Annotated in this window: 12 protein-coding genes; 3 read left to right on the top strand and 9 right to left on the bottom strand. The window is 74.2% G+C overall.

What is annotated here, in order from left to right:
- Nucleotides 1–26: 26 nt before the first annotated feature.
- Nucleotides 27–599: a helix-turn-helix domain-containing protein gene (locus tag ACIRU3_RS27830; protein WP_404061788.1), complete on the bottom strand. Its 573-nt coding sequence runs from the start codon at nt 597–599 to the stop codon at nt 27–29.
- A gap of 114 nt (nt 600–713) precedes the next feature.
- Here ACIRU3_RS27830 and ACIRU3_RS27825 point away from each other — a divergent pair, with 114 nt between their 5' ends.
- On the top strand, nt 714–1,571 hold the full coding sequence (locus ACIRU3_RS27825) for an EamA family transporter (RefSeq protein WP_404061498.1): 858 nt from the start codon (nt 714–716) through the stop codon (nt 1,569–1,571).
- Nucleotide 1,572: 1 nt separating this feature from the next.
- Here ACIRU3_RS27825 and ACIRU3_RS27820 read toward each other — a convergent pair whose 3' ends face one another.
- Nucleotides 1,573–2,337 (bottom strand): acyltransferase, encoded by a 765-nt coding sequence (locus ACIRU3_RS27820; RefSeq protein ID WP_404061495.1) that lies wholly within the window; start codon nt 2,335–2,337, stop codon nt 1,573–1,575.
- A 107-nt stretch (nt 2,338–2,444) separates the two neighbouring features.
- On the opposite strand from ACIRU3_RS27820, the gene ACIRU3_RS27815 reads away from it, so the two are divergent.
- On the top strand, nt 2,445–2,972 hold the full coding sequence (locus ACIRU3_RS27815; RefSeq protein ID WP_404061493.1) for a gamma carbonic anhydrase family protein: 528 nt from the start codon (nt 2,445–2,447) through the stop codon (nt 2,970–2,972).
- 96 nt (nt 2,973–3,068) lie between these two features.
- On the opposite strand, the gene ACIRU3_RS27810 is transcribed toward ACIRU3_RS27815, so the two are convergent.
- Nucleotides 3,069–3,713 (bottom strand): DedA family protein, encoded by a 645-nt coding sequence (locus ACIRU3_RS27810; protein WP_404061490.1) that lies wholly within the window; start codon nt 3,711–3,713, stop codon nt 3,069–3,071.
- 259 nt (nt 3,714–3,972) lie between these two features.
- Between ACIRU3_RS27810 and ACIRU3_RS27805 the strand changes: the two genes are divergently transcribed.
- Nucleotides 3,973–4,995, top strand: coding sequence for a YbhN family protein (locus tag ACIRU3_RS27805; RefSeq protein ID WP_404061786.1), 1,023 nt, complete (start codon nt 3,973–3,975; stop codon nt 4,993–4,995).
- A 7-nt stretch (nt 4,996–5,002) separates the two neighbouring features.
- Here ACIRU3_RS27805 and ACIRU3_RS27800 read toward each other — a convergent pair whose 3' ends face one another.
- From ACIRU3_RS27800 to ACIRU3_RS27775, 6 genes are read right to left on the bottom strand one after another with little or no spacing between them, the layout of a single operon-like run.
- The gene (locus ACIRU3_RS27800) at nt 5,003–6,070 is read right to left on the bottom strand and encodes a class I SAM-dependent methyltransferase (protein WP_404061488.1); all 1,068 of its coding nucleotides are present in this window, start codon (nt 6,068–6,070) and stop codon (nt 5,003–5,005) included.
- A gap of 26 nt (nt 6,071–6,096) precedes the next feature.
- On the bottom strand, nt 6,097–7,281 hold the full coding sequence (locus ACIRU3_RS27795) for a glycosyltransferase (protein ID WP_404061486.1): 1,185 nt from the start codon (nt 7,279–7,281) through the stop codon (nt 6,097–6,099).
- Nucleotides 7,278–8,090, bottom strand: coding sequence for an alpha/beta fold hydrolase (locus ACIRU3_RS27790; RefSeq protein ID WP_404061483.1), 813 nt, complete (start codon nt 8,088–8,090; stop codon nt 7,278–7,280). Before ACIRU3_RS27790 ends, ACIRU3_RS27795 begins: the two co-directional genes overlap by 4 nt.
- Before the next feature lie 3 nt (nt 8,091–8,093).
- Nucleotides 8,094–8,414: an acyl carrier protein gene (locus ACIRU3_RS27785; RefSeq protein ID WP_404061480.1), complete on the bottom strand. Its 321-nt coding sequence runs from the start codon at nt 8,412–8,414 to the stop codon at nt 8,094–8,096.
- The gene (locus tag ACIRU3_RS27780) at nt 8,411–13,390 is read right to left on the bottom strand and encodes a beta-ketoacyl synthase N-terminal-like domain-containing protein (RefSeq protein ID WP_404061478.1); all 4,980 of its coding nucleotides are present in this window, start codon (nt 13,388–13,390) and stop codon (nt 8,411–8,413) included. The genes ACIRU3_RS27785 and ACIRU3_RS27780 overlap by 4 nt, the downstream gene beginning before the upstream one ends.
- Nucleotide 13,391: 1 nt before the next feature.
- Nucleotides 13,392–20,561: an SDR family oxidoreductase gene (locus ACIRU3_RS27775; protein ID WP_404061476.1), complete on the bottom strand. Its 7,170-nt coding sequence runs from the start codon at nt 20,559–20,561 to the stop codon at nt 13,392–13,394.
- Nucleotides 20,562–20,821 lie beyond the last annotated feature (260 nt).

The raw sequence follows: 20,821 nt of genomic DNA, 5'->3' as shown, positions 1-20,821 counted from the left end.
GCCCGCCCGCCCTCCGTCCCGGCGTCTCAGGGCACGGGCGGCACCGAGACCGCCATCACCATCTCCATCGGCACCTCGCCGGTGTTGCTGTACACGTGCTGGATGTCGGCCTCGAAGGAGGCGCTCGCACCGGCCGGGACGCGGTACTCCTCGCCGTCCACGGTGAGCGTCAGCTCCCCCGCCGTGACATGGACCAGTTCGACCGTGCCGCCGGGATGCGGTTCGGACGGGCTGCGGTCGCCCGGCATCAGCCGCCAGTCCCACATCTCCAGCGGTCCGGGCGCCTCGGTGCCGGCGAGAAGCCGGTTGTAGCTGCCGGCCTCGGTGTGCCACAGCCGTACGGCCCGTTCGGCGGGGACGATGCGGACCTTCGGACCCTGCTCGTAGTCGAGGAGGGTGGAGACGCTGATGCCCAGCGCGTCGCCGATCTTGACGACCGTGCCGATGCTCGGGTTGGTGCGGGCCTGCTCGATCTGGATGAGCATGCCGCGGCTGACGCCGGCCCGGGCCGCGAGCACGTCCAGGGTGAAGCCGCGCACCGCACGCCAGTGCTTGACGTTGCGCGCCAGGGACTGGGTAAGGAGTTCGAGGTCCGACACGTTCCGTCCCATGTGATGGATGCGAGAGTCGAATATCTTGGATGACAGAGTACAGTTGAACGAACTACGGTGGGATGCACCCGTTCGTTCATCAAACTGTACTGCGAGGCACCTGTGACAGCGTTGTTCGCCCTCGCCACCAGCCTCCTGTGGGGCCTTGCCGACTTCGGCGGCGGGCTGCTGACACGACGCACGCCCGCACTGACCGTGGTGGTCGCCTCCCAGGCGATCGCGGCGGCCGTGCTGGGCGCGGTCGTGCTCGCCACCGGCGGCTGGAGCGAGGCAGGCCCGCGCCTGTGGTTCGCGGTCGCGGCCGGCCTGGCCGGCCCCTTGGCCGTGCTCTGCTTCTACAAGGCCCTCGCGCTGGGCCCGATGGGCGTGGTCTCCCCGCTGGCCACGCTCAGCGTGGCCGTCCCGGTCGGCGTGGGCCTGGTCCTCGGCGAGCGACCCGGGGCACTGCAGGTCGCGGGCATCGCGGTGGCCGTCACCGGAGTCGTCCTCGCGGGCGGCCCACAGCTGCGGGGCGCGCCGGTGCAGCGGCGGACGATCCTGCTCACGCTGGTCGCGGCGCTGGGCTTCGGCACGGTGTTCGCGCTGATCACGGAGGCGTCGACCACTGTCACCGGCCTGTTCCTGTCCCTGTTCGTGCAGCGCGTGACGAGCGTCGCGGCGGGCGGCGCGGCGCTGTACGCGTCGGTCCGGCGCGGCACCCCCGCCCTGCCGGAGGGCGGCCTTCCGCACGGCTCGCTGCCGGCGCTGGCCTTCGTGGGCCTCGCGGACGTCGCGGCCAACGGCACCTACGCGGTCGCGGCCCAGCACGGCCCGGTCACGGTGGCGGCGGTGCTCGCCTCGCTCTACCCGGTGGTCACGGCACTGGCCGCGCGCGGCTTCCTCAGTGAGCGGCTGCGCACCATCCAGGCAGCGGGCGCGGGACTCGCCCTGCTCGGGACGCTGCTGCTGGCGACCGGCTGAGTCAGCCGTCGGCCTCGAGCCGGGCCAGCCGCTCGACGCCTTCCTCGTCGAGGCCGGCCAGCGCGCGCAGCTGCTCCGGCGTGATCCCGTCCGGGAGCGGCACCGGCGCCGGAGTCCTGAGGGGCGGCTGCCAGCCGTCGTCGGGCGTCCAGCGCCGTACGACCCGGGCGGGCGCTCCCGCCACCACGGCGTGGTCGGGTACGGTCCCCCGCACCACGGCGCCGGCCGCCACGACCACGTTCCGGCCGATCCGCGCCCCCGGCAGGATCACCGCGCCGGTGCCGATCCAGCAGCCCGGGCCGATCTCCACCGGCTCCATGCGCGGCCACTGCTTCCCGATGGGCTCGTGCGGGTCGTCGTAGGAGTGGTTCGTGGACGTGACGTAGACGTACGGCCCGAAGTAGCAGTCGCTGCCGATGGTGACCGTGGTGTCGGCGATGACATGGCTGCCGCGGCCCAGCACGACGCCGTCACCGATGCGCAGGATCGGGTCGGGGCCGAGATCCAGGTCCGGCATCAGGCCCGCGGTCAGTGTGACCTGCTCGCCGATGATGCAGTAGGCGCCGAGGTGGATCCAGGGCTCGCCGAAGACCGTGCCGAGCGGAAAGGCGAGCCGGGTACCTGTTCCCATCGCGCCGAAGCGGAACCTCGCCGGGTGCTCGGCCGTGACGGAACCCCTGCGCTGCGCCCACGACCAGGCCGCGTGGACGGCACGCTGGGCGAGGCCCTGTCTCCAGGATGAGAACGTGTTCTTGCGCTTCGGCACGAGGTCACGTTACTCAGCGGGGGCCTTTGGCATGAGGGCGGGCTGCTGTGATCTTTGCCCCACTCCTGACGTACGGTGCGGAGTACCACTGACATGAGGAGACGGTGATGACGCACAGGGCGCTGGTCGTGGGCATAGGCGGGAAAGAGCCCCAGCTCGATGCGGAGGTGTTCGTGGCGCCCACTGCCTCCGTGATCGGGGATGTCACGCTGCACGCCGGGGCGAGTGTCTGGTACGGGGCGGTGCTGCGGGGTGATGTCGAGCGGATCACCGTGGGTGCGCAGGCGAATGTGCAGGACAACGTCACACTGCACGCCGATCCCGGGTTTCCGGTGAGTGTGGGTGAGCGGGTTTCCATCGGACACAATGCGGTGGTGCACGGGGCGACCGTCGAGGACGACTGCCTCATCGGGATGGGGGCGACCGTGTTGAACGGTGCCGTGATCGGGGCCGGGTCGCTCGTCGCCGCTCAGGCGCTGGTGCCGCAGGGGATGGTGGTGCCGCCCGGGTCACTGGTTGCGGGGGTGCCCGCCAAGGTGCGGCGGGCGCTCTCCGAGGAGGAGCGGCAAGGGGTCACTCTCAACGGCACCATGTACGCGGAGCTGGCCAAGGCGCACCGGGACGTGCACCAGTAGGTCCGTTCGCGGGTGTGGGTGTGGGTGCGGGCGTGTGGGGGCTGATCCCCGCGCGGCGGAGCCGCATGGCGACACCGCCCGCGCCCCTCGGGGATGTCAGTCCCCGGTGGTCACGGGTTCAGCCTCTGGCTGGTCCTGCTGGGCCTGCTTGGCACGGCGCTTGATGATCAGCATCGATGCGAGGCCGATCAGGACCGCTGCCGCCAGGCCCAGGTACGAGAAGCGCTTGAGCCAGTCCTCGGCGACGATGCCGACGTAGTAGATGACGGCCGTGGTTCCGCCCGCCCAGCAGATGCCGCCGAGGACGTTGGCGATCAGGAACTTCCAGTACGGCATGTGGAGCACGCCCGCGAGGGGGCCCGCGAAGATGCGCAGGAGGGCGACGAAGCGGCCGAAGAAGACAGCCCACATGCCCCACTTCTCGAAGGACCGCTCAGCGGTGCGGACATGGCCGTCGCTGAAGTGTCTCGGGAACTTCCTGCCCAGCCAGGCCAGCAGTGGCCGACCGCCCCTGCGGCCGATCGCATAGCCGATGGAGTCGCCGATGACGGCGCCGGCGGTCGCGCACACGCCGAGGACGATCGGGTTGATCCCGGAGTGCTGCGAGGACATGAGCGCCGCCGAGATCAGGATGATCTCGCCCGGCAGCGGGATGCCCAGGCTCTCCAGACCGATCACCAGTCCCACCACGGCGTAGACGGCGGCCGGTGGCACCGAGTCGAGCCATTCCTGGACGTGCACCGCCGGTTCCTCCCCTGTCGCCGTCCTTGTCTGCCGGGCGCGGCTTGCGCCGCACGCCCCATGGGAAGGCTACCTGGTCGGCAGTGAACGACGGCTCCCGCGCACACCCGGCGGCACCGTCCCGCCCTCGGTCCTTCGGTTTTCGGACATCCCGGTGTCATGCGGGTGGGGAAGGCTCCCCGCGGATGCGCCGCCCCGCCTCCCCCCAGGTCCCCCGCCAGGGGGCCCTCTGCGGAAGGACGACGTCCCCGTGTCCTCACTGTCCCCGCTCCCGCTGCCCGCCTCCCCCGCCCCGCCGACCACTCCCTCCTGTCCCCGGTCGGAGGCTCCGGTGCGCCGTGTCTCCCCCATGGCCGCCCGGCCGGTCCGGCTCGCCCTGGTCCTGGCTCCCCTGCTGCTCGCCGTGGGCTGGGGCCTCGCCAACCGGCCCGTGGCCTACGAAGGTGCCGCGCGGCTGTTCACGGCCGACCCGTGGTGGCTGCTCGCCGGGGCCGGGTTCACCTGTCTGACCTGGGTGACCGCCTCCTGCGTCCGGCAGGGCGCGCTGCCCGACCGGCTGCCACCCGGGCTCCTGCTGGCCTCGCAGTTCGCCGCCGGTGCCGCCAACCACGCGCTGCCCGCCGGTCTCGGCGCCCATGCCGTCACGGTGCGCTTCCTGCGCACCCGAGGCGTGCCCCTCGACCGGGCGACCGCCTCGATCGGCCTGTACTCGCTGGCCAAGTCCGGTGCGAAGACCGTGGTGCTGCTGGTGTTCCTGGCCGCCTCGCCCGCCTGGCGGCGGCTCGGCGACCTGGTCCCGGGTGAGCGGATCCTGGTGCCCGTCGCCGCCCTCGTAGCCGGTGCGCTCGCCGTCACGGGCGTACTGCTGACGGTCGTACGGCCGCTGCGGCGCCCGGTGACCGGGCTGGTGCGGTCCGCCCTCGCCGATGCGCGGGAGGTGCACCGCCGGCCCTGGCGGGTGCTGGCCCTGTGGGGCGGGGCGGCCGCGATGCCCCTGGTGCAGGGCGGTGCGCTGGTCTGCGTGGGGGCCTCGCTCGGTCTCGGGCTGCCCTGGGAGCAGGTGGTCCTCGCCTATCTGGCGGCCGGCACCGCCGTCGGTGCCGTACCGGCGCCCGGTGGGCTCGCGGTGGACGCCGCGCTGGTGTGGACGCTCGTCGCCTTCGGCGCCTCACCGGCGGTGGCCACCGCGACCGTGATCGGCTACCGGGTGCTCACCGACTGGCTGCCGCTGCTGCCGGGCGCCCTGGTGCTGTCGGCGCTGATCCGCGCCAAGGTGTTGTGAGCACCGCTCACTCGCGGCGGGCGACCAGCCGGTAGGCGTTGGACAGGCCGAGGCGGTGGGACAGAGGGCGTACCGCGAACCGGTCGAGCAGCGTGGCCGTGACCAGGGCGGGCACGCCGGCGAGGAGGAGCGCGGCACGCAGGGTGCGCCTGCGGGCGCCGGGCGGCTCGGGCAGCCAGGGTGCGTCGTCGCGCGGGGCGGTGTGGTCGAGGGCCAGCCAGACGGCCGCGAGGAGGTCGACCGGGTCGTGCGGCTCGGCGTGCTGCTCGGCAATCACCGTGAAGCCGAGTTCGGCCAGCCGCTGCCGCAGGTTGGCGACCGGCATGAAGTGCAGGTGCTGCGGCTGGAGCCAGGGCAGCCACCAGCGGCCGAGCAGGCGGGCGTACCGGCTCTCCGGGTCCGGCACCTCGATGAGCAGATGGCCGCCGGGGCGTACGACCTCATGGGCGGCGCGGAGTTCGCGGTCGGGGTCGGTGCTGTGCTCCAGGTAGTGGAACATGCTGACCACGTCGTAGCGGGCGGTGAGGTCGGGTGCGAGGTCCGGGAAGGCACCGCGGTAGGCGTGCTCCACGCGGCCCTCGCGGGCGGCGAGTTCGACGCCGTCGGTGAAGTCCAGGCCGTCGAAGGCGGTGCCGGGCAGGACGCTGCGGGCGGCCTCGCAGAAATGGCCGTGGCCGGTGCCGACGTCGAGCCAGTTCTTCGGGGTGGGGTCGTGCGGTGCCATCGACTCCGCGCGGTTGCGGTACATCGCGGTGCGACCGCCGAAGGTGCCGCCCATGCGCTGTTCGCCCAGGCCGTCGTAGAAGTCGCGGTAGTAGAACTCCAGTCCCTCGCCCGTCAGCCGGGGGTTCTGGAAGGTGTGGCCGCAGTCCGTGCACCGGTCGAGAGTGAAGTGGCCGGGCTTGTGCTGGAGCAGGTCGGTCGTCCGCAGGCGGGTCGCCAGTCGGCTCGAGGTGCACCAGGGGCAGGTGGTGCGGCGGGCCGCGAAGAAGCGTTCCGTGCCGTCGGCGAGATCTGCCTGATAGGCCGGGCGCAGGGCGGCGACGCGCTCGCTGTTCTTGCTGTGATCGCTCATCGGCTCGTTGTCCTTCCGGACGTGGCTCATCGGCTGCTGGGTGCTGCCAGTCGTTCGAGGTGGGCGGCGGCGGCGCGGGCGCCGCCCGCGGCTCGGAACGCGGTGCGGACGCGTGTGGCGGCGGCCCGGAGGGCGCGGTCGTGCAGGACGGTGTCGAGGGCGGCGCCCAGCCGGGGTGCGGTGACCCGGCCGAAGCGGACCCGGACGCCGGCGCCCGCGTCCACGACCTGGGCGGCCACCACGGGCTGATCGTCGCGGATGGGCGCCACGACGAGCGGCACACCGTGCCAGAGCGCCTCGCACACCGTGTTGTGTCCGGCGTGGCAGACGACCGCGTCCATCCGTTCCAGCAACGGGAGTTGGGGTACGGACGGCAGGATCAGTACGTCCTTGTCGGCGAGGTCGGCGGGCAGGGTGCCGCCCGGGTCCACGAGCACCGCCTGCACCCGGTCGGCGCGTTCGCGCACTGCGGTGCGGCACTCGGCGAGGAAGCGGCCGCCGGCGTCGGCGTTGGCGGTGCCCAGGGTCACCAGGACCTTCGCCCGGCCGGGGTCCAGCCGGTCCCAGGGGAAGCCGGGCCCGGCCGGACGGTCGGCGAGGGACGGGCCGACATAGTGGATCCGCTGCCCCAACGGCGCCTGGGGGCCGATGAGTTCCGGTGTGCTGAAGATGAGCAGGAGGTGCGGCGAACAGCGCGGGTCGGCGGTGCCGGCCGGGTCGCCGATCCGGGTGCGCAGCTCGGTCAGGCGCCGGCGCAGCCACTCGGCGACCTTGGGCAGTCCGTCGTAGGCGCCGGTGAACTCGGCCGAGGTGGTGGCCGAGGTCGCCCAGGGCAGACGGAGGTCTTCGGCCACCAGGGCGCCGGCGAAGGCCTGCTGGTCGGCGACGACCACATCGGGGCCGAACGACGAGACGGCCGCGCGGACGCCCGGTGCCATCGCGTCGGCGAGCGGCACCAGGTACCACTCCCACAGGAACTTCAGCGCCTCCGCGCCCCGCAGGTCGGGCGGCCGTACGGCGCCGTCGGCACCCGGCACCGGGCCCGCGCACGCGAAGACGTGCGCGTCCTCGCCCGCGAGCCGGTGCACCAGCGCCGGCTCGGCGCACGCCCAGGCCACCCGGTGTCCGCGCGCGGTGAGCCGGGCGGCGACGCCGACGGCCGGGTTGATGTGCCCGACCAGGGGCGGGACGACGAACAGGAACCCGCTCACCGGACCCCCGCCCGCGCGGCGCCGACGGAGTGGATCAGGTCCAGGATGTGCCCGCCGACGGTCGCGGCGGCCTCGACCAGCACCGAGTGCTCGTGTCCGGGCAGTACGACGGGCCGGAAGCCGGTGAGCAGGGCCTCGTTCAGCGGCACCAGGTCCACCAGGTCCGAGTCACCGCCGTACACCCCGAGGACCGGGCAGCGGACGGCCCTGATCTGCTCCTCGGTCAGCACCCGGCTCGCGGGGATGTCCCGGCCGAGGGTGGTCTCGCGGGCGAGCCGGGCCGCGCCCTTGGCGAGGCGGGCGGTGTTGTGGCCGCGGTTGGCGGTGATCCAGGCGATGGCGTCGGGCTCGTTGTGCGCGAGTTCGGTCAGCACCCGGCGCAGGATGCCGCCCAGTTTCACGGCCCAGGCCGCGGTGGCGGGTTCGGACTCGATCAGGGTGAGGCTGGCCGTGCGTTCGGGGTGGCGGGCCGCGAGACCGAAGGCGACGGTGCCGCCGTAGGAGTTGCCGACGAGGTGCACGGGCCCGGTGACGCCCAGCCGGCCGAGGAGCGCCTCCAGGTCGCCGATGTTGTGGTCGAGCGTGTAGCCGTCCGGCGGGCGCTCGCTGCGGCCGTGCCCGCGCAGGTCGTACATGACGACGTCCAGGCCGGCCGCCGCGAAGGCGGGGGCGACGGTGAAGTAGTAGCTGGCCAGGCTGTCGGTGAGGAGTCCGTGCACAAGGACGACCGTGGCGTGCGGGGTACGGCCGTCCGGGGGGCCCATGCGCTGGACGTGCAGCCGGACTCCGCCGGCGTCGATCATCGCCATGGCTCAGCCCGCCTCCGCGGTCCGCAGGCTCCGCACCACGTGCTCGACGAGCCGGCCCACGGTCAGTTCGATGATCTCGTCGAACTCCATGCCGGCCAGGAACTCGGCGAGGTTGACCCGCCGTCCGTACCGCTCCTCCAGCAGGCCGGCCAGGGTGACGAGGTCGATGCTCTCCAGCTCCAGGTCGCGGTTGAAGGTGGTGGACATGCCGATCTCCACGTCGTCCTCGCCGTACTCCGCGAGAAGGGTGCGGAGCATGCCGGTGATCTCGGCGAGCACGATGTCGGTGGTGGGCTGCGCCGGCACCGGCTGGATGGGGTTCATCGGGCGTACTCCTCGGCTGCTTCGGGGTGTCGGCCGTCGTCGGATGCTCCGTCGTGCTGTTCTTCGCCGCCCCCGGGGCCCGTGGTCCAGGCCACGACGTAGTCGCGTCGGGCCAGGGCCGGCGGATTGCTCGCCTGCGCACAGTGCACGGTGTAGGCGCGCTCCAGCCGGCCGGAGACCACCAGCCGGCTCCCGTCCGGGGCGGCCTCGCGCACGGCGAAGTCCCTGGGGCGGCCGTCGAATCCGATGCCCTCAGCCTTGGCGACGGCCTCCTTGGCGGCCCAGAAACGGGTGAACCACAGGGCTTCCGTCGCGTCGCCCTGCGCGCACCGGGCGCTCAGGAGCCGCAGTTCGTCCGGGCCCAGGGCGGTGGCGAGGGTGGCGGGGTCGCGTGCGGTGACCTCTTCGATGTCGATGCCGGGGCCGGGGTGGGAGGTGTGCGGCCGTACGATCGCCACGCCCGCCTCGGCCCGGTGGGCGAGCGAGACGTCCAGCGGGGGCAGGGTGCGGCCGTGCACGCCGGTGACGTACGGGCGGCCGAGTTCGTCGTTGTGCACCCTGATCTCCGCCGGGAAGACGGGGCCTTCGCCGTGCTGCCACAGCCACTGGCGTACGGCGTCCTTGACCGCGATCCGGCCCAGCAGCCACTGTCTGCGGCCGCGCGGCGGGCGTGCGGCGTACTCCGTGCGCTCCGCGCCGCCGAGCGAGTTGCGCATGATCAGCTCGCGCGAAGCGAGATCCGGCCAGCGCTCGTGCACCAGCGTCCAGCCGCCGGGGCGGGCCTCGGAGAGGGTGTGGCGCTCGGGGAAGCGTTCCACGGGCCGGGTCTGCGGGTCGTTGTCGAAGCGGCGGTCCTGCCAGCCGGTGAGCACGGCCCACACCCGGCCGTCGACGGTCAGCTCCGCGTCCGCCTCCAGGACCGTGTCGGTGAGCGAGGTGATCCGCAGCAGGCAGACGACCCGCGCCCCGGGAGCCGGGTGGGGCCCGTGGAACCGCATGTGCCGCATCTGCACCGGGAACACGACGGTGCGCTCGGTGCCGGTCGCCATGATCCAGTAGCCGAGGAGCTGGCCGACGTTGTCCAGCAGCGCGCCCGGGGCCGCGGGTGCGGTGATCACTCCGCGCATGTGCCGGTCGCCGAGGGCGGTCAGCTCGGTGAGGCCCTGGAACGCCGGGCCGTGGAACATCCAGCGGTCCCGGTAGATCTGGCCCGCGGTGTGCTCGGGGACGCGTTCGGGGACGCCCGGACGCGGGCCCGGCGGGGGCGGTGCCGGGTGGTGCGGGGCCAGTTCGACCACCGCGCGGGCCGTGGGGCCGAAGGTGACGGCGACGCGGTCCGGGCGGCCGGGCTCGGGGGTGACCGTGACGGATACGTCGACGGGGGGCGTGGCGGTGAGCCACCGGTCGAACCGGGCACCGTGCACGGCGACCGCGCGCAGCCCCGGGGCCGCCTGCTCCGCCGCGTCCATCATGTGCCGGACGATCGTGGTGGCGGGGACCACCGGCCAACGGTCCTCCACGCTCGGCCAGTCGGCGCGCTGCGGAAAGAAGCAGTGGTCCAGGAGGTGGGGCATGGTGCGGGCGGAGACGTGGACGGTCGTGGTGGCGGAGGGGGAGCGGACGGGCGTGGGGGAGGTACCGACGGGGGCAGGGGCGGAAGCAGTGGCCCCGCGCGCCGGGGCTTGGGGCGCGGTGGGGCGGGCTGCGGTGCGGGGAGCGGCCGGGGGCGCTGAGCGGCGGAATTCGGCGGGCGGGGTCGCCGGGGACACTGATCGGGAAGCTTCGGCGCGCTGGGGCGGCGGAGGCGCTGAGCGGGAAGCTTCGGCGCCCACGGGGGCCGGGTGCGCCGCGAAGGGGACTGCGGCATGGCTGGTGGCTTGAGCGGTGGTCCCGCGCGTACCGGGCGCGCCTTCGCCTCGGCGGCCGTTCGCCACGATCAGCTCCGCCGCCGTGTCCGCGGTGTCCCGCAGCAGGGCGGTCAGCTCGGCGGCGGCCGGGAAGCGGGTGGCGAGTTCGTCGAGGGTGGACGTGCCGCCCTGGGGCAGCTCCGACGGGCGCGCTGCCGCCCGGCTCGGCCGCAGCTCCGACCGCAGTGCGTCGAGGCCCGGTCCGGCCAGGGACACCAGCGCGCCACCGAGATCGAGCCGGACGGGCGGACGGGCGGCTGCTGCCGCGGACGCCTGGACGCTGGACGCCGGCGCAGGCTCTTGCGCGCGAAGTACCCGCCCGGACTCCTCGACCCGGGCCGCCGGCTCGGGCCCCCGAGCGCCCGCCATCCGCTCAGGTGGCTGCGCGAGGGTGGCCGTGCCGGGGTCCCCGGTGCGCGGTGGTGCCGGTGTCACGCGTGCCCCCGCCGTCCACAACGCCGTCGCCACGCGGCGCAGTTGGGCCATGCCGGTGCGATGGGGCGAGTTGGCGGTGACGGTGAGGTGGTCGTGGTCGGTGAGGGTGTCGTCGATGAGAGAGCCCAGTTGGCCTGGGCCGGTCTGGACGAAGGTGCGGTGGCCCGCCGCGTACAGGGACTCGATCAGCTCGCGGAAGCGCACGGGCTCCAGCAGGTGGCGTACGAACAGCTGTCGTACCGCCGTCTCCTCCTGCGGGAAGGGCGCCGCGGTCGTCCCGGACCACACCGGCACGGCCGGTGGATGGAGCCGGAAGCGGTCGGCGGCCTCCTTGATGGGCGCCAGGTACGGTTCGAGCATCGGTGTGTGGAAGCCGGAGCGGAACGGCAGCACCTGGCACAGGACACCTTGGGCGCGGAAGGACCGTACGAAGTCCTGGACCGCCGCGTCCGGCCCGCAGACCATCGACTGGCGGGGCGCGTTGTCGTGGGACAGCACGATCCCGGAGCCGCCCCATGCCTCGGCGAGAGCCGTGCGCACCCGCCCGGCGGAGGCGCCGACGGCGGCGAAGGCGAGGCCCGGCACGGTCACCGTGTCCGGGTCGAACTCGGCCATGAAGGCGTCGACCTGGGCGGCCGAGTACAGTCCGGCGGCCGCCATGGCCGTCCACTCCCCGACGCTGTGCCCGGCCACCGCGTCCGGCACGACTCCCATGCGGCGCAGCGCGGCGTCGAGCAGTCGGCCCACGCCGACGATCCCGAACCCGTGCCGTCCGACGTCGCCGACCTGTACGTCGGTGCCGGTCGTGTCGAGCGGGGCCAGGGCGAAGTGGGCGGCGATGTCGTCGGCGCGGGGCGCGAAGTCGCCTTCGAGGCCGGGGAAGACGAAGGCCAGTTTGCCCCCGGCGGGGCCGAGCAGCGGGGTGGGCCGGAACCAGACGTCGCTGCGGCCCTGCCAGGCCCGGCCCTTGCCGACGACGCGGCGGGCCAGGGCCAGCCGTTTGGCGGTGGGCTCGACGATGCCGAGGCGCACGGGGCCGGCGTCGGGGTGCGGCTGCGCGGGGTCGAGCCCGGAGGCGAGGACCGCCGAGTCGTCGGCGTCGAGGAGGGCGGAGAGCGCGTCGACGCCACGTGCCGCGAGCAGGAGGATGCGTGCGGGTTCGGTCGCCGCCGTCTCCGGGCGCCGGGGCCGGGCGGGTGAGCGCACGCGTGCGCCCGGCGCCTCCTCCAGCACCACGTGCGCGTTGATCCCGCCGAATCCGAAGGCGTTCACGGCGGCCCGCCGGGCCGGTCGGTCCGGGCCGGTCTCCCAGGGGCGCGCCCGTTCCAGGGTGCGGAAGCGCGTGGCCGCGAGGGCGGGGTGGGGGTCGTCGCAGTGGAGGGTGGGCAGCAGGGTGCCGTGGTGCAGGGCCAGGGCGGCCTTGACGAGGCCGGCGACTCCGGCGGCCGGCATGGTGTGGCCGATCATCGACTTCACCGAGCCGAGCACCGGACGCTCGTAGTCGCGGCCCGCGCCCGGCCCGAACACCGCGGCCAGTGTGGCGAGTTCGGCCGTGTCACCGGCCGGTGTGGCGGTGCCGTGCGCCTCCAGCAGGCCGACCGAGTGCGGTGCGGCGGGGTCGAGTCCGGCGGCCCGCCAGGCCTGGCGCACCGCGCGGGCCTGGCCGCCCGGGTCCGGGCTGACGAGCCCGGCGGTCCGGCCGTCGCTGGCCACGCCCGTGCCACGGATCACCGCGTACACGCGATCGCCGTCGCGTTCGGCGTCCGCGAGCCGTTTGAGTACGACGACACCGGTTCCCTCGCCGATGAGGATGCCGTCGGCCGCGCGATGGAAGGGGCGGATTCGCTCGGTCGGGGAGAGGGCACGGAGCTGTGAGAAGACGCTCCACAGGGTGATGTCGTGGCAGTGGTGGACTCCCCCGGCCAGCATCATGTCGCAGCGGCCGGTGGTGAGTTCGGTGACCGCCTGGTCGACCGCGACCAGTGAGGAGGCGCACGCCGCGTCCACGGTATAGGCGGGGCCGCGCAGGTCGAGCCGGTTGGCGATGCGGGAGGCGGCGAGGTTCGGGACCAGTCCGATCGCGGACTCGGGGCTGTCCGGGCCGAGTCGCTCGGTGAACGCCGCACGCACGCTGTCCAGTTGGGCGGTCGACAGCTCGGGCAGCAACTCACCCAGGGTGCGGACGAGTTGGCCCGCGGTGCGCACACGCTGGTCGAGTCGGACCAGACCCGGGGTGAGGTAGCCGCCGCGGCCCAGGGCCACGCCGATGCGGTCCCGTTCGGGCAGCCGGTCCGTGCCGCCCGCGTCGGCGAGCGCGGCGGCGGCCACGTCGAGGGCGATCAGCTGGTCGGGCTCGGTGCCCGGTACGGAGGCGGGCATGATGCCGTGCCGGCTCACCTCCACCTCGGCCAGACCGTCCACGAACCCGCCGCGCCGGCAGTAGATCCGGTCGGCGACGGCGGGCCCCGTGGCCGTGCCCGGGCGGTAGTAGTCGGTGTCCCACCGGCCTTCGGGGACGTCACCGATCGCGTCGACGCCGTCGCGCAGGTTGCGCCAGTAGGCGTCGAGGCCGGCGGCACCGGGCAGCAGCACCGCCATCCCGACGACGGCGACCGGAGTCTGATGCTCCGTCATCTCACCAGCCCGAGGCGGTGTAGACGACGGCGCGGGCCGAGCGGTCCCCCCAGGCCAGTTCCCGGAGCAGGGCCGCGGTGCCCTCGTCCGGGTCGATCAGCTCGACCCCGCGGCGGGCGTACTCGCGGCCGAGTTCGTCGCCGACCATGCCGCTGTGGATACCGGACGGCGCCCAGGGACCCCAGTGGACGGTGAGCGCACGGTGCCCGGTCCGCTCGGCCCAGTCGGTGCCGAGGCGTTCCAGGGCGTCGTTGGCGGCGGCGTAGTCGGCCTGGCCGCGGTTGCCGAGGACGGCGGCGATGCTGCCGAAGAGCACCGTGAAGGCCGGCCCGTCGGGCAGGTCCTCCAGCGCCGCGAGCAGGGCGGCGGCCCCGGCCGTCTTCGTGCCGTACACACGCCGGAAGGACTCGGGGCTCTTCTCGGCGACGAGCCGGTCCTCGATCACTCCGGCGGCGAACACCACTCCGTCGAGGCGGCCGTGTTCGGCGTGGATCTCCTTGACCGCCTGGAGTGCGGCGTCCCGCTCGCGGAAGTCGACCGAGCGGTAGCGGGCCTCGCTGCCGAGGGCGGTGAGTTCGGCGAGGGTGGCGGTGATCTCCCGTTGGGCGAGGATCAGTTCGGCGGCGCGGTTGACCTCGGCGGGCCTCTGCGAGCCGGTCCCGGCGAGGACGGTCCGCAGTTCCACGGCGGTGCGGGCGGCGGCGGTCTGAGGAGTCTCGGGCGCGGTGGGGGCGGGCGTGCGGCCGAGCAGTTCGACACGGCACCGGCTCGCCGCGGCCAGCGTGGCGGCGAACCTCGCCGTGATGCCCCGGGCGCCCCCGACCAGCAGCACCACGGAGTCCCGGTCGAGGCCGAGCGCGGTGGCCTCGGCCGCACCGTCCCCGGCGGGTCCCGCTCCGGTGCTGCCGAGCGGGCCCAGGGGCGCGGGCACCAGCTCGAGTCCGTGCCGCTGCCCGGTGGCGGTGCGCAGGACCACGGGAGCCGGCTCGGGTGTGAGCAGTTCGGCGAGCAGGGCGTCGGCGACGGCGGTGGGAGCGGTGTCGGGAACGGTGACGATCCGGGCGAGGGTGTCGGGGTACTCCCGGGCCACGGTGCGGAAGAGGCCGTGGAGACCGGCCGCCCGGGTCGCCTGCTCGCCGTCGGCCGGCTGGACGGCCAGCAGACTGCGGGGGGCGCGTGCCAGGGCCGCCTGGAGCACGGGGAAGGCCTCGGGCAGCACCGGAAGCTCCGGGCCGGGCAGCGCGCCCAGGTATACGACGCCGTCCACCGTGCCGTCGGCCTCGCCGAGGAGCTGGGCCTGGCCTACGGTCACCGCGTCGGCGCCGTGTGCCCGCAGCCGTGCCGCGATCTCGGCCGCCGCTCCCCCACCGTCGCCCAGGAGGAAGAACCGGTTGCCAGAGAGGGTGGAGGCGGGGCCGGCCGGAGGGTGCGCCAGGGGTGCCGGGCGCAGCTCGCAGCGTTTCGGGGCGCGGCCCAGGGGGGTTTGCTGTTCGGCGTGGAGTGTCTGCTCTTCGGCGTGGAGTGTCTGCTCGTCGGGGTGCACTGTTCGCTCGCGCCCGGTGGCCGGGGTCCCTGCGCGCGGTCCCTGGCCGGCTTCTGCGACAGGTTCCGGATCGGCGCCCGTGCCAGGCCCCCGGTCGGCGTCCGCGCCTGCTCCCCCGCCGACCCGCGCCGTCAGCCATGCCGTCACGGACGCCGCCGTGCGCGCCTTGGCCAGTTCCTCCAGTTCCGCGTCGTCCAGGACCTCCGCCCCGCCCGCGATCCCCAGGCGTCTGGCGAGTTCACCGGCTATCTCGGCCCGTTTGATCGAGTCGATGCTCAGATCCGCTTCCAGGTCGAGGTCGGGCTCGATCATGTCGACGGGGTATCCGGTGCGCTCGCTGATGATCTCCAGGACGACGCGTTCGACGTCCTGCCCCGGCTCGGCGATCTCGGGCAACGGCGGCTCCGCGGCGGGCAGTCGGCCCGGCTCGCGGAGCACGGCCTGCGGGAGCGGTGCGGGGGCGGCCGGCGGCGCCGGGGTCGCGCCGGGCGCCGCGCCGAAGTAGGTGAGCAGCACGTCGCGCTGGGCGGCGATCATCTCCCGGCTGGTGCGCAGGAATTCGGAGATCAGCGCGTCCCGGTCGGCCGGGGCGCCGTGCTGCGGGTCGGTCGTCACAGTCGTCTCCACCACTCGTCGGGCCGGTGCCAGGGCACCGGGGAGAAGTGCTCCGTCGGCGGTGCGGACGAGGTGTCCGTCGACCGTCCAGCCGGGCCGTCGCGGCGCCGGTGCGCGGAGCGCGTCGACGGCGTCGCGGCCCCGGAGGAGCCAGGCGGTGCGCACCGGCAGCCCGGCGACGGCCAGCCGGGCGAGGGCGTCGAGCCAGCCGGTCAGGCCGCCGTCGGCGCGGGGCTCGCCGGCGACGGTGCGATGAGGGCGGTCGCCGAGGATCTGGCCGACGAGCCGGGTGAGGACGGCGCCGGGGCCAGCCTCCACGAAGATCCGCGCTCCCGCCTCGTACATCGCCTCGATCTGGGCGGCGAAGGCGACGGGCGCGCCGATCTGGGCGGCGAGTTCGCCGCGTACGGCGTCGGCGTCGTGCGGGTAGGGGGCGGCGGTGCGGTTGGCCCAGACGGGGAACTCGGGGGCCCGTACCGCCGTGTCCGCGAGGACCTCGGCGAACCGCTTCCCGGCGGCGGCGACCACCGGGCTGTGGAAGGCGCAGGCGACCGGTATGCGGCGGGCACCGAGGCCCGCCTCTCGCAACAGGCGGACGGCGGTGTCGACTTCGGGCATGGGGCCCGAGATCACCGACTGCTCCGGCGAGTTGTGATTGGCGACGACGACCGACTCGGGGGCTCCCGCGGCGCGCAGTGCGCGTACGACGTCCTCGGCGCCGGCTCCTACGGCGGCCATGGTGCCGGGTTCCTCGCCCGCGGCCGCAAGGATCGCGCCCGCGCGCTCGGTGCTCAGCTCCAGCAGGGTCTCCGGGTCGAGGGCCCCGGCGGCGCTGAGGGCGACCAGTTCGCCGTAGCTGTGTCCGGCCGCGAGGTCCGGGTGGACGCCCGCGGCGGTGAGGAAGGCGTGGGCGGTGAGGCCCGTGATGCCGAGCGCGGGCTGGGCGGCCCGGGTGTCGGTGAGGGCGGCCCGGTGGCGGTCGCGGGCTGCCTCGTCGAAGGCGGCGGGCGGATACAGGGTGTCGGCGTGAGCGCGGCCGAGGTGCAGGTAGTACCGCAGCTCGGGCAGGGCGACCAGCAGGTCGGAGAGCATGCCGGGCCGCTGGCTGCCCTGGCCGGGGAAGAGGAAGGCGACCTTGGCATCACCGGAGACGGGATCGCCCGGGTGGATCCCGGCTGCCGGGTCGTGCTCCCCTGCGCGTACGCGCCTCAGCTGTCCGATCAGGTCCTCGACATCGCGGGCCACGACCGCTGCCCGCACCGGCGCGTGGGAGGTGTCGGCGCGACGGGCGGCGGCGAGTGCGAGGTCGCGCAGCCGCCAGGGGCGGCCGTCGGACTCGGCGGCGCACAGGATCTCCTCGACGTCCCGGTGGGCCGCCGCGGTGTCCTTCCCACGGAACAGGAACAGCTCGGCCGGCCAGGCGTCCAGGGTCTGCTGCGGCGGCACGGCGTCGCCGTGAGCGCCCACCACCACATGGAAGTTGGTGCCGCCGAAGCCGAACGCGCTGACTCCGGCCAGACGTTCGGCGGCCGGGGCGGCCCAGGGCCGGGCGCCGGTGTGGAAGACGAACGGGCTGTCCTCCTGCGACCAGGCCGGGTTGGGCCGGTCCAGGTGGAGGGTGGGCGGCTTGACACCGGTGTACAGGGCGAGGGTGGTCTTGATCAGGCCCGCGAGTCCGGCGGCGCACTTGGTGTGCCCGATCTGCGACTTGACCGAGCCGAGCGCACAGGTGCCGGCACCGGCGCCCGCCTCGGTGAACACGTCGCTGAGCACGGCGAGTTCGGTACGGTCCCCGACGACCGTTCCGGTGCCGTGCGCCTCGACCAGGCCGACCTCGGCGGGTGAGACTCCGGCGTTGCGGTAGGCGCGCAGCAGCGCGGCCCGCTGTCCTTCGGGGCGGGGCGCGGTCAGGCCGAGAGAACGGCCGTCGCTGGCGGAGCCGAGGCCCTTGATCACGCCGTAGACGCGGTCACCGTCGCGTTCGGCGTCCGCGAGCCGCTTGAGGACCACACAGGCCACTCCTTCGCCGAGGGCGATGCCGTCGGCGGAGCCGTCGAAGGCGCGGGACCGGCCGGTCGGCGAGAGGGCGTGCACCGAGGAGAACAGGACGAAGTCGTTGATGCCGTTGTGCAGGTCGGCTCCGCCGCACAGCACGACGTCGCTGCTGCCCGAGACGAGTTCCTTGCAGGCCACGTCGAGTGCGGCGAGCGAGGAGGCGCAGGCGGCGTCGACGGTGTAGTTGGCACCGCCGAGGTCCAGGCGGTTGGCGATGCGGCCGGAGATGACGTTGGCGAGCATGCCGGGGAAGGAGTCCTCGGTCAGCCGGGGCAGCTGTTCGTCGAGGCCGTCGGGGACCTTGCCGTAGTACGACGGGAGGACCGCGCGCAGGGTGGCCGCGTTGGACAGGTCGCTGCCCGCCTCCGCACCGAAGACGACCGAGGTCCGCGAGCGGTCGAACTCCCGGCCCCGCTCCCCGTATCCGGCGTCGTCCAGGGCTCTGCGGGCGGCTTCGAGGGACAGCAGCTGGACCGGCTCGATACTGCCGAGGGAGGTGGGCGGGATGCCGTAGCGCAGCGGGTCGAAGGGGATGCGGGGCAGGAAGCCGCCCCACCGGGAGGCCGTGCTGCCTGCCGTGTGGTGCACGGCAGGGTCCCAGCGATCGGGCGGGACCTCGGTGACGGCGTCGTGTCCGGCGACGACGTTGGCCCAGAAAGTGGCGAGGTCGGGGGCCTGCGGGAACATGCAGGCCATGCCGACCACGGCGATGTCGAGCGGGACGGGGGGCGACGGTTCGGGGGCCCGGCGGGCGGCCGGCCGTGCGGCCCGGGCGGTGAGGAGGTCGGCGGCGCCGTCGGTGACCGCGTGGTGCAGCTCCGCGAGGGTGGTGGTCGCCGAGCGCAGTACGGCGACCTCACCGGCCATGAACATCCCGTCGCTGAGCTGCCGTTCCTCACCGATGCCGGTCAGTTCGCCCTGGGCCGACCGCTCGACGCCCTTGCTCGCCATGCGCAGCCGCCCGACGTTGAGCCGCTCCAGCGCCTCCCACACCTCACGGTCGGGTACGCCGGACGCGCGTAACCGTGCCTCGTGGTCCCGGTAGTCGGCGGTGAAGGGGCTGGGGACGCAGCGGGTGGCGTGGCCGGGAGCGGTCTCCAGCAGGGCGGTCGCGGTGGCGGTCAGGACCTGCCGCTGGAAGAGCGGCTGGATCGCGCCGTGCGCGACGGCCTCCTCCGTGAACAGGTAGGCGGTGCCCATGAGGACGCCCGCGGCCGCGCCCCGGGCGGTGAGGGGCGCGGCAAGCGCGGCGGCCATCGCGGCGGACCGCTCGTCGTGGATCCCGCCCGCGAAGAACACCTCCAGCTGCCGTGCGGTCTCCGCGTCGGCATCGGTCAGAAAGTCTTCCAGTACGGCGAGTTGGGCCTCCCACAGCGGGAAGGAGGCACGCGGCCCGACGTGGCCGCCGCACTCGGAGCCCTCGAACACGAACCTGCGCGCCCCGGCCTCCAGGAACTGGCGCAGCAGCCCCGGCGAGGGCACGTGCAGGAACGTGCGGATCCCGGCCCGCTCCAGTGCCTCGGCCTGTGCGGGCCGCCCGCCCGCGATGATCGCGTGCGTGGGACGCAGTTCCCGTACGGCTTCCAGCTGGGCGTTCCTGATGTCCTCGGGCGCGAAGCCGAGGACGCCCACGCCCCAGGGCCGTCCGTCGAGCACGGCACGTGCCTCGGTCAGCATCGTGCGGGTGCGCTCGCCGTCGGCGAGGGCCAGCGCGAGGAAGGGCAACGCACCGTCCGCGGCGACGGCGACGGCGAAGGCCGCCTGGTCACTGACCCGGGTCATGGGCCCCTGAGCGACCGGGAGCCGGGTACCGAGCGCACGGCTCATGGGCGAGCCGGGGCGCAGGGCACGGGCGGGACCGGCGTCGGCCGGCTCCACGGACGCGCCGTCGACCGGCTCCACGAATCCGCCGCCACCTCGCTCCCCGAACCCGTCGAGGGTCGGCTCCCCGAACCCGCCGAGGGCCGGCTCCCCGGCTCTGTCGACGGTCGGCTCCCCGAACCCGTCGGCGGTCGGCTCCTCCGCCCCGGCGCCGGTCAGCGCCTGCGGGCCGCTGACCGCCGGTCCTCCCGGCCCGCTGTCTGCGGGCGCCTCACCGTCCCCCGTCCCGACGACCTCCCCGATCGCGGCCTTCACCGCGCGTACCGTCCCGCGCACATCGCCCCAGCGCTCGGCGAACCGTGCGGCGAGGAAACCGTCCTGGCCCACCGGCAGGAGTTGGCGGCGCAGGTCGCGTGCGCCGAGCAGGGACGCGACGGTGCCGGCGTCGTCGGCCGGCACGGGTGGGGTGTCCGGTCCACGCCGGCGCAGCACCCGGTGACCGGCGACGACCGTCGTCTCGGAACCGTCCAGCGACCGCAGCGCGGCCCGCACCGTCTCCGGCAGCCGCGACTCGGCCAGGAGGGCCAGCTGGCTGTCGAGGACGACACCGGCCGCTCCGCCGGCCACGGCGGCCGCCGCCGTACGCGGTCCGATGCCTCCGCAGGCCCAGACCGGAACCTTCAATTCGCCGTCGGCCAGGAGCAGTTGCAGCAGGACGAAGGTGGTCGAACCGCCGACCCGGCCACCGCTCTCGCTACCCCGGGCGATCAGCCCGTGGGCCCCGGCACCGACGGCTTCCCGTGCCTGCGCGAGATCCGTGACCTCGGCCAACACCCGGTACCGTGCGGTCAGTTCGCCCGCCTTCCAGGATGCGTCGGCGGCAAGAACGACCGTGTCGGGCGCACCGGCCAGTTCGCCGGGCTCCAGGGCGCAGCGGCCGGTCACACGCACGCCGAACGGAGCTCGTGCCGCCCGTTTCAGCCGGGTCAGCTCCTCGCGGGCTGTTCGGTCGCCGTCGCCCAGGTCGAGGATGCCGAGCGCGCCTGCAGCGCAGGCGGCCGCGGCGAGCCCGGCGTCGGGTTCTCCGAAGGGGGTGAGGCACAGGATCAGATCGTGGGCGCGCACGGGCGAGGTCATGATGCTCCGAGAAATCGGCAAGACAGCACGGTGGGGGGTGTGCGGCAAGACGCTCTGGTGCGGAGGCCACCGGAACCTAGCGAGGTGCTTACTCGCGGGTCAATAACGCCGCGTCAGTTTCATGGGCGGTGGCATCGATTCGGCCAGCCCGCCGAATTCCCCGCAAGCATGGAAAATCCGAGCAATCCCCTTCAGCCGCACGGATCCGCGGACACCCCTGCCGTCTCGGCACACCCCCACAAGCCCGTCAAAGCGCCGTG

The sequence above is a fragment of the Streptomyces sp. NPDC101151 genome, from assembly GCF_044768335.1.
Taxonomy (GTDB): domain Bacteria; phylum Actinomycetota; class Actinomycetes; order Streptomycetales; family Streptomycetaceae; genus Streptomyces.
This window is presented reverse-complemented; position numbering and strand designations above follow the sequence as displayed.

Coding starts and splice junctions, on each gene's coding strand:
- ACIRU3_RS27815 (WP_404061493.1), top strand. CDS start 2,445: ATGACGCACAGGGCGCTGGTCGTGGGCATAGGCGGGAAAGAGCCCCAG.
- ACIRU3_RS27800 (WP_404061488.1), bottom strand. CDS start 6,070: ATGAGCGATCACAGCAAGAACAGCGAGCGCGTCGCCGCCCTGCGCCCG.
- ACIRU3_RS27790 (WP_404061483.1), bottom strand. CDS start 8,090: ATGGCGATGATCGACGCCGGCGGAGTCCGGCTGCACGTCCAGCGCATG.
- ACIRU3_RS27785 (WP_404061480.1), bottom strand. CDS start 8,414: ATGAACCCCATCCAGCCGGTGCCGGCGCAGCCCACCACCGACATCGTG.
- ACIRU3_RS27780 (WP_404061478.1), bottom strand. CDS start 13,390: ATGACGGAGCATCAGACTCCGGTCGCCGTCGTCGGGATGGCGGTGCTG.
- ACIRU3_RS27775 (WP_404061476.1), bottom strand. CDS start 20,561: ATGACCTCGCCCGTGCGCGCCCACGATCTGATCCTGTGCCTCACCCCC.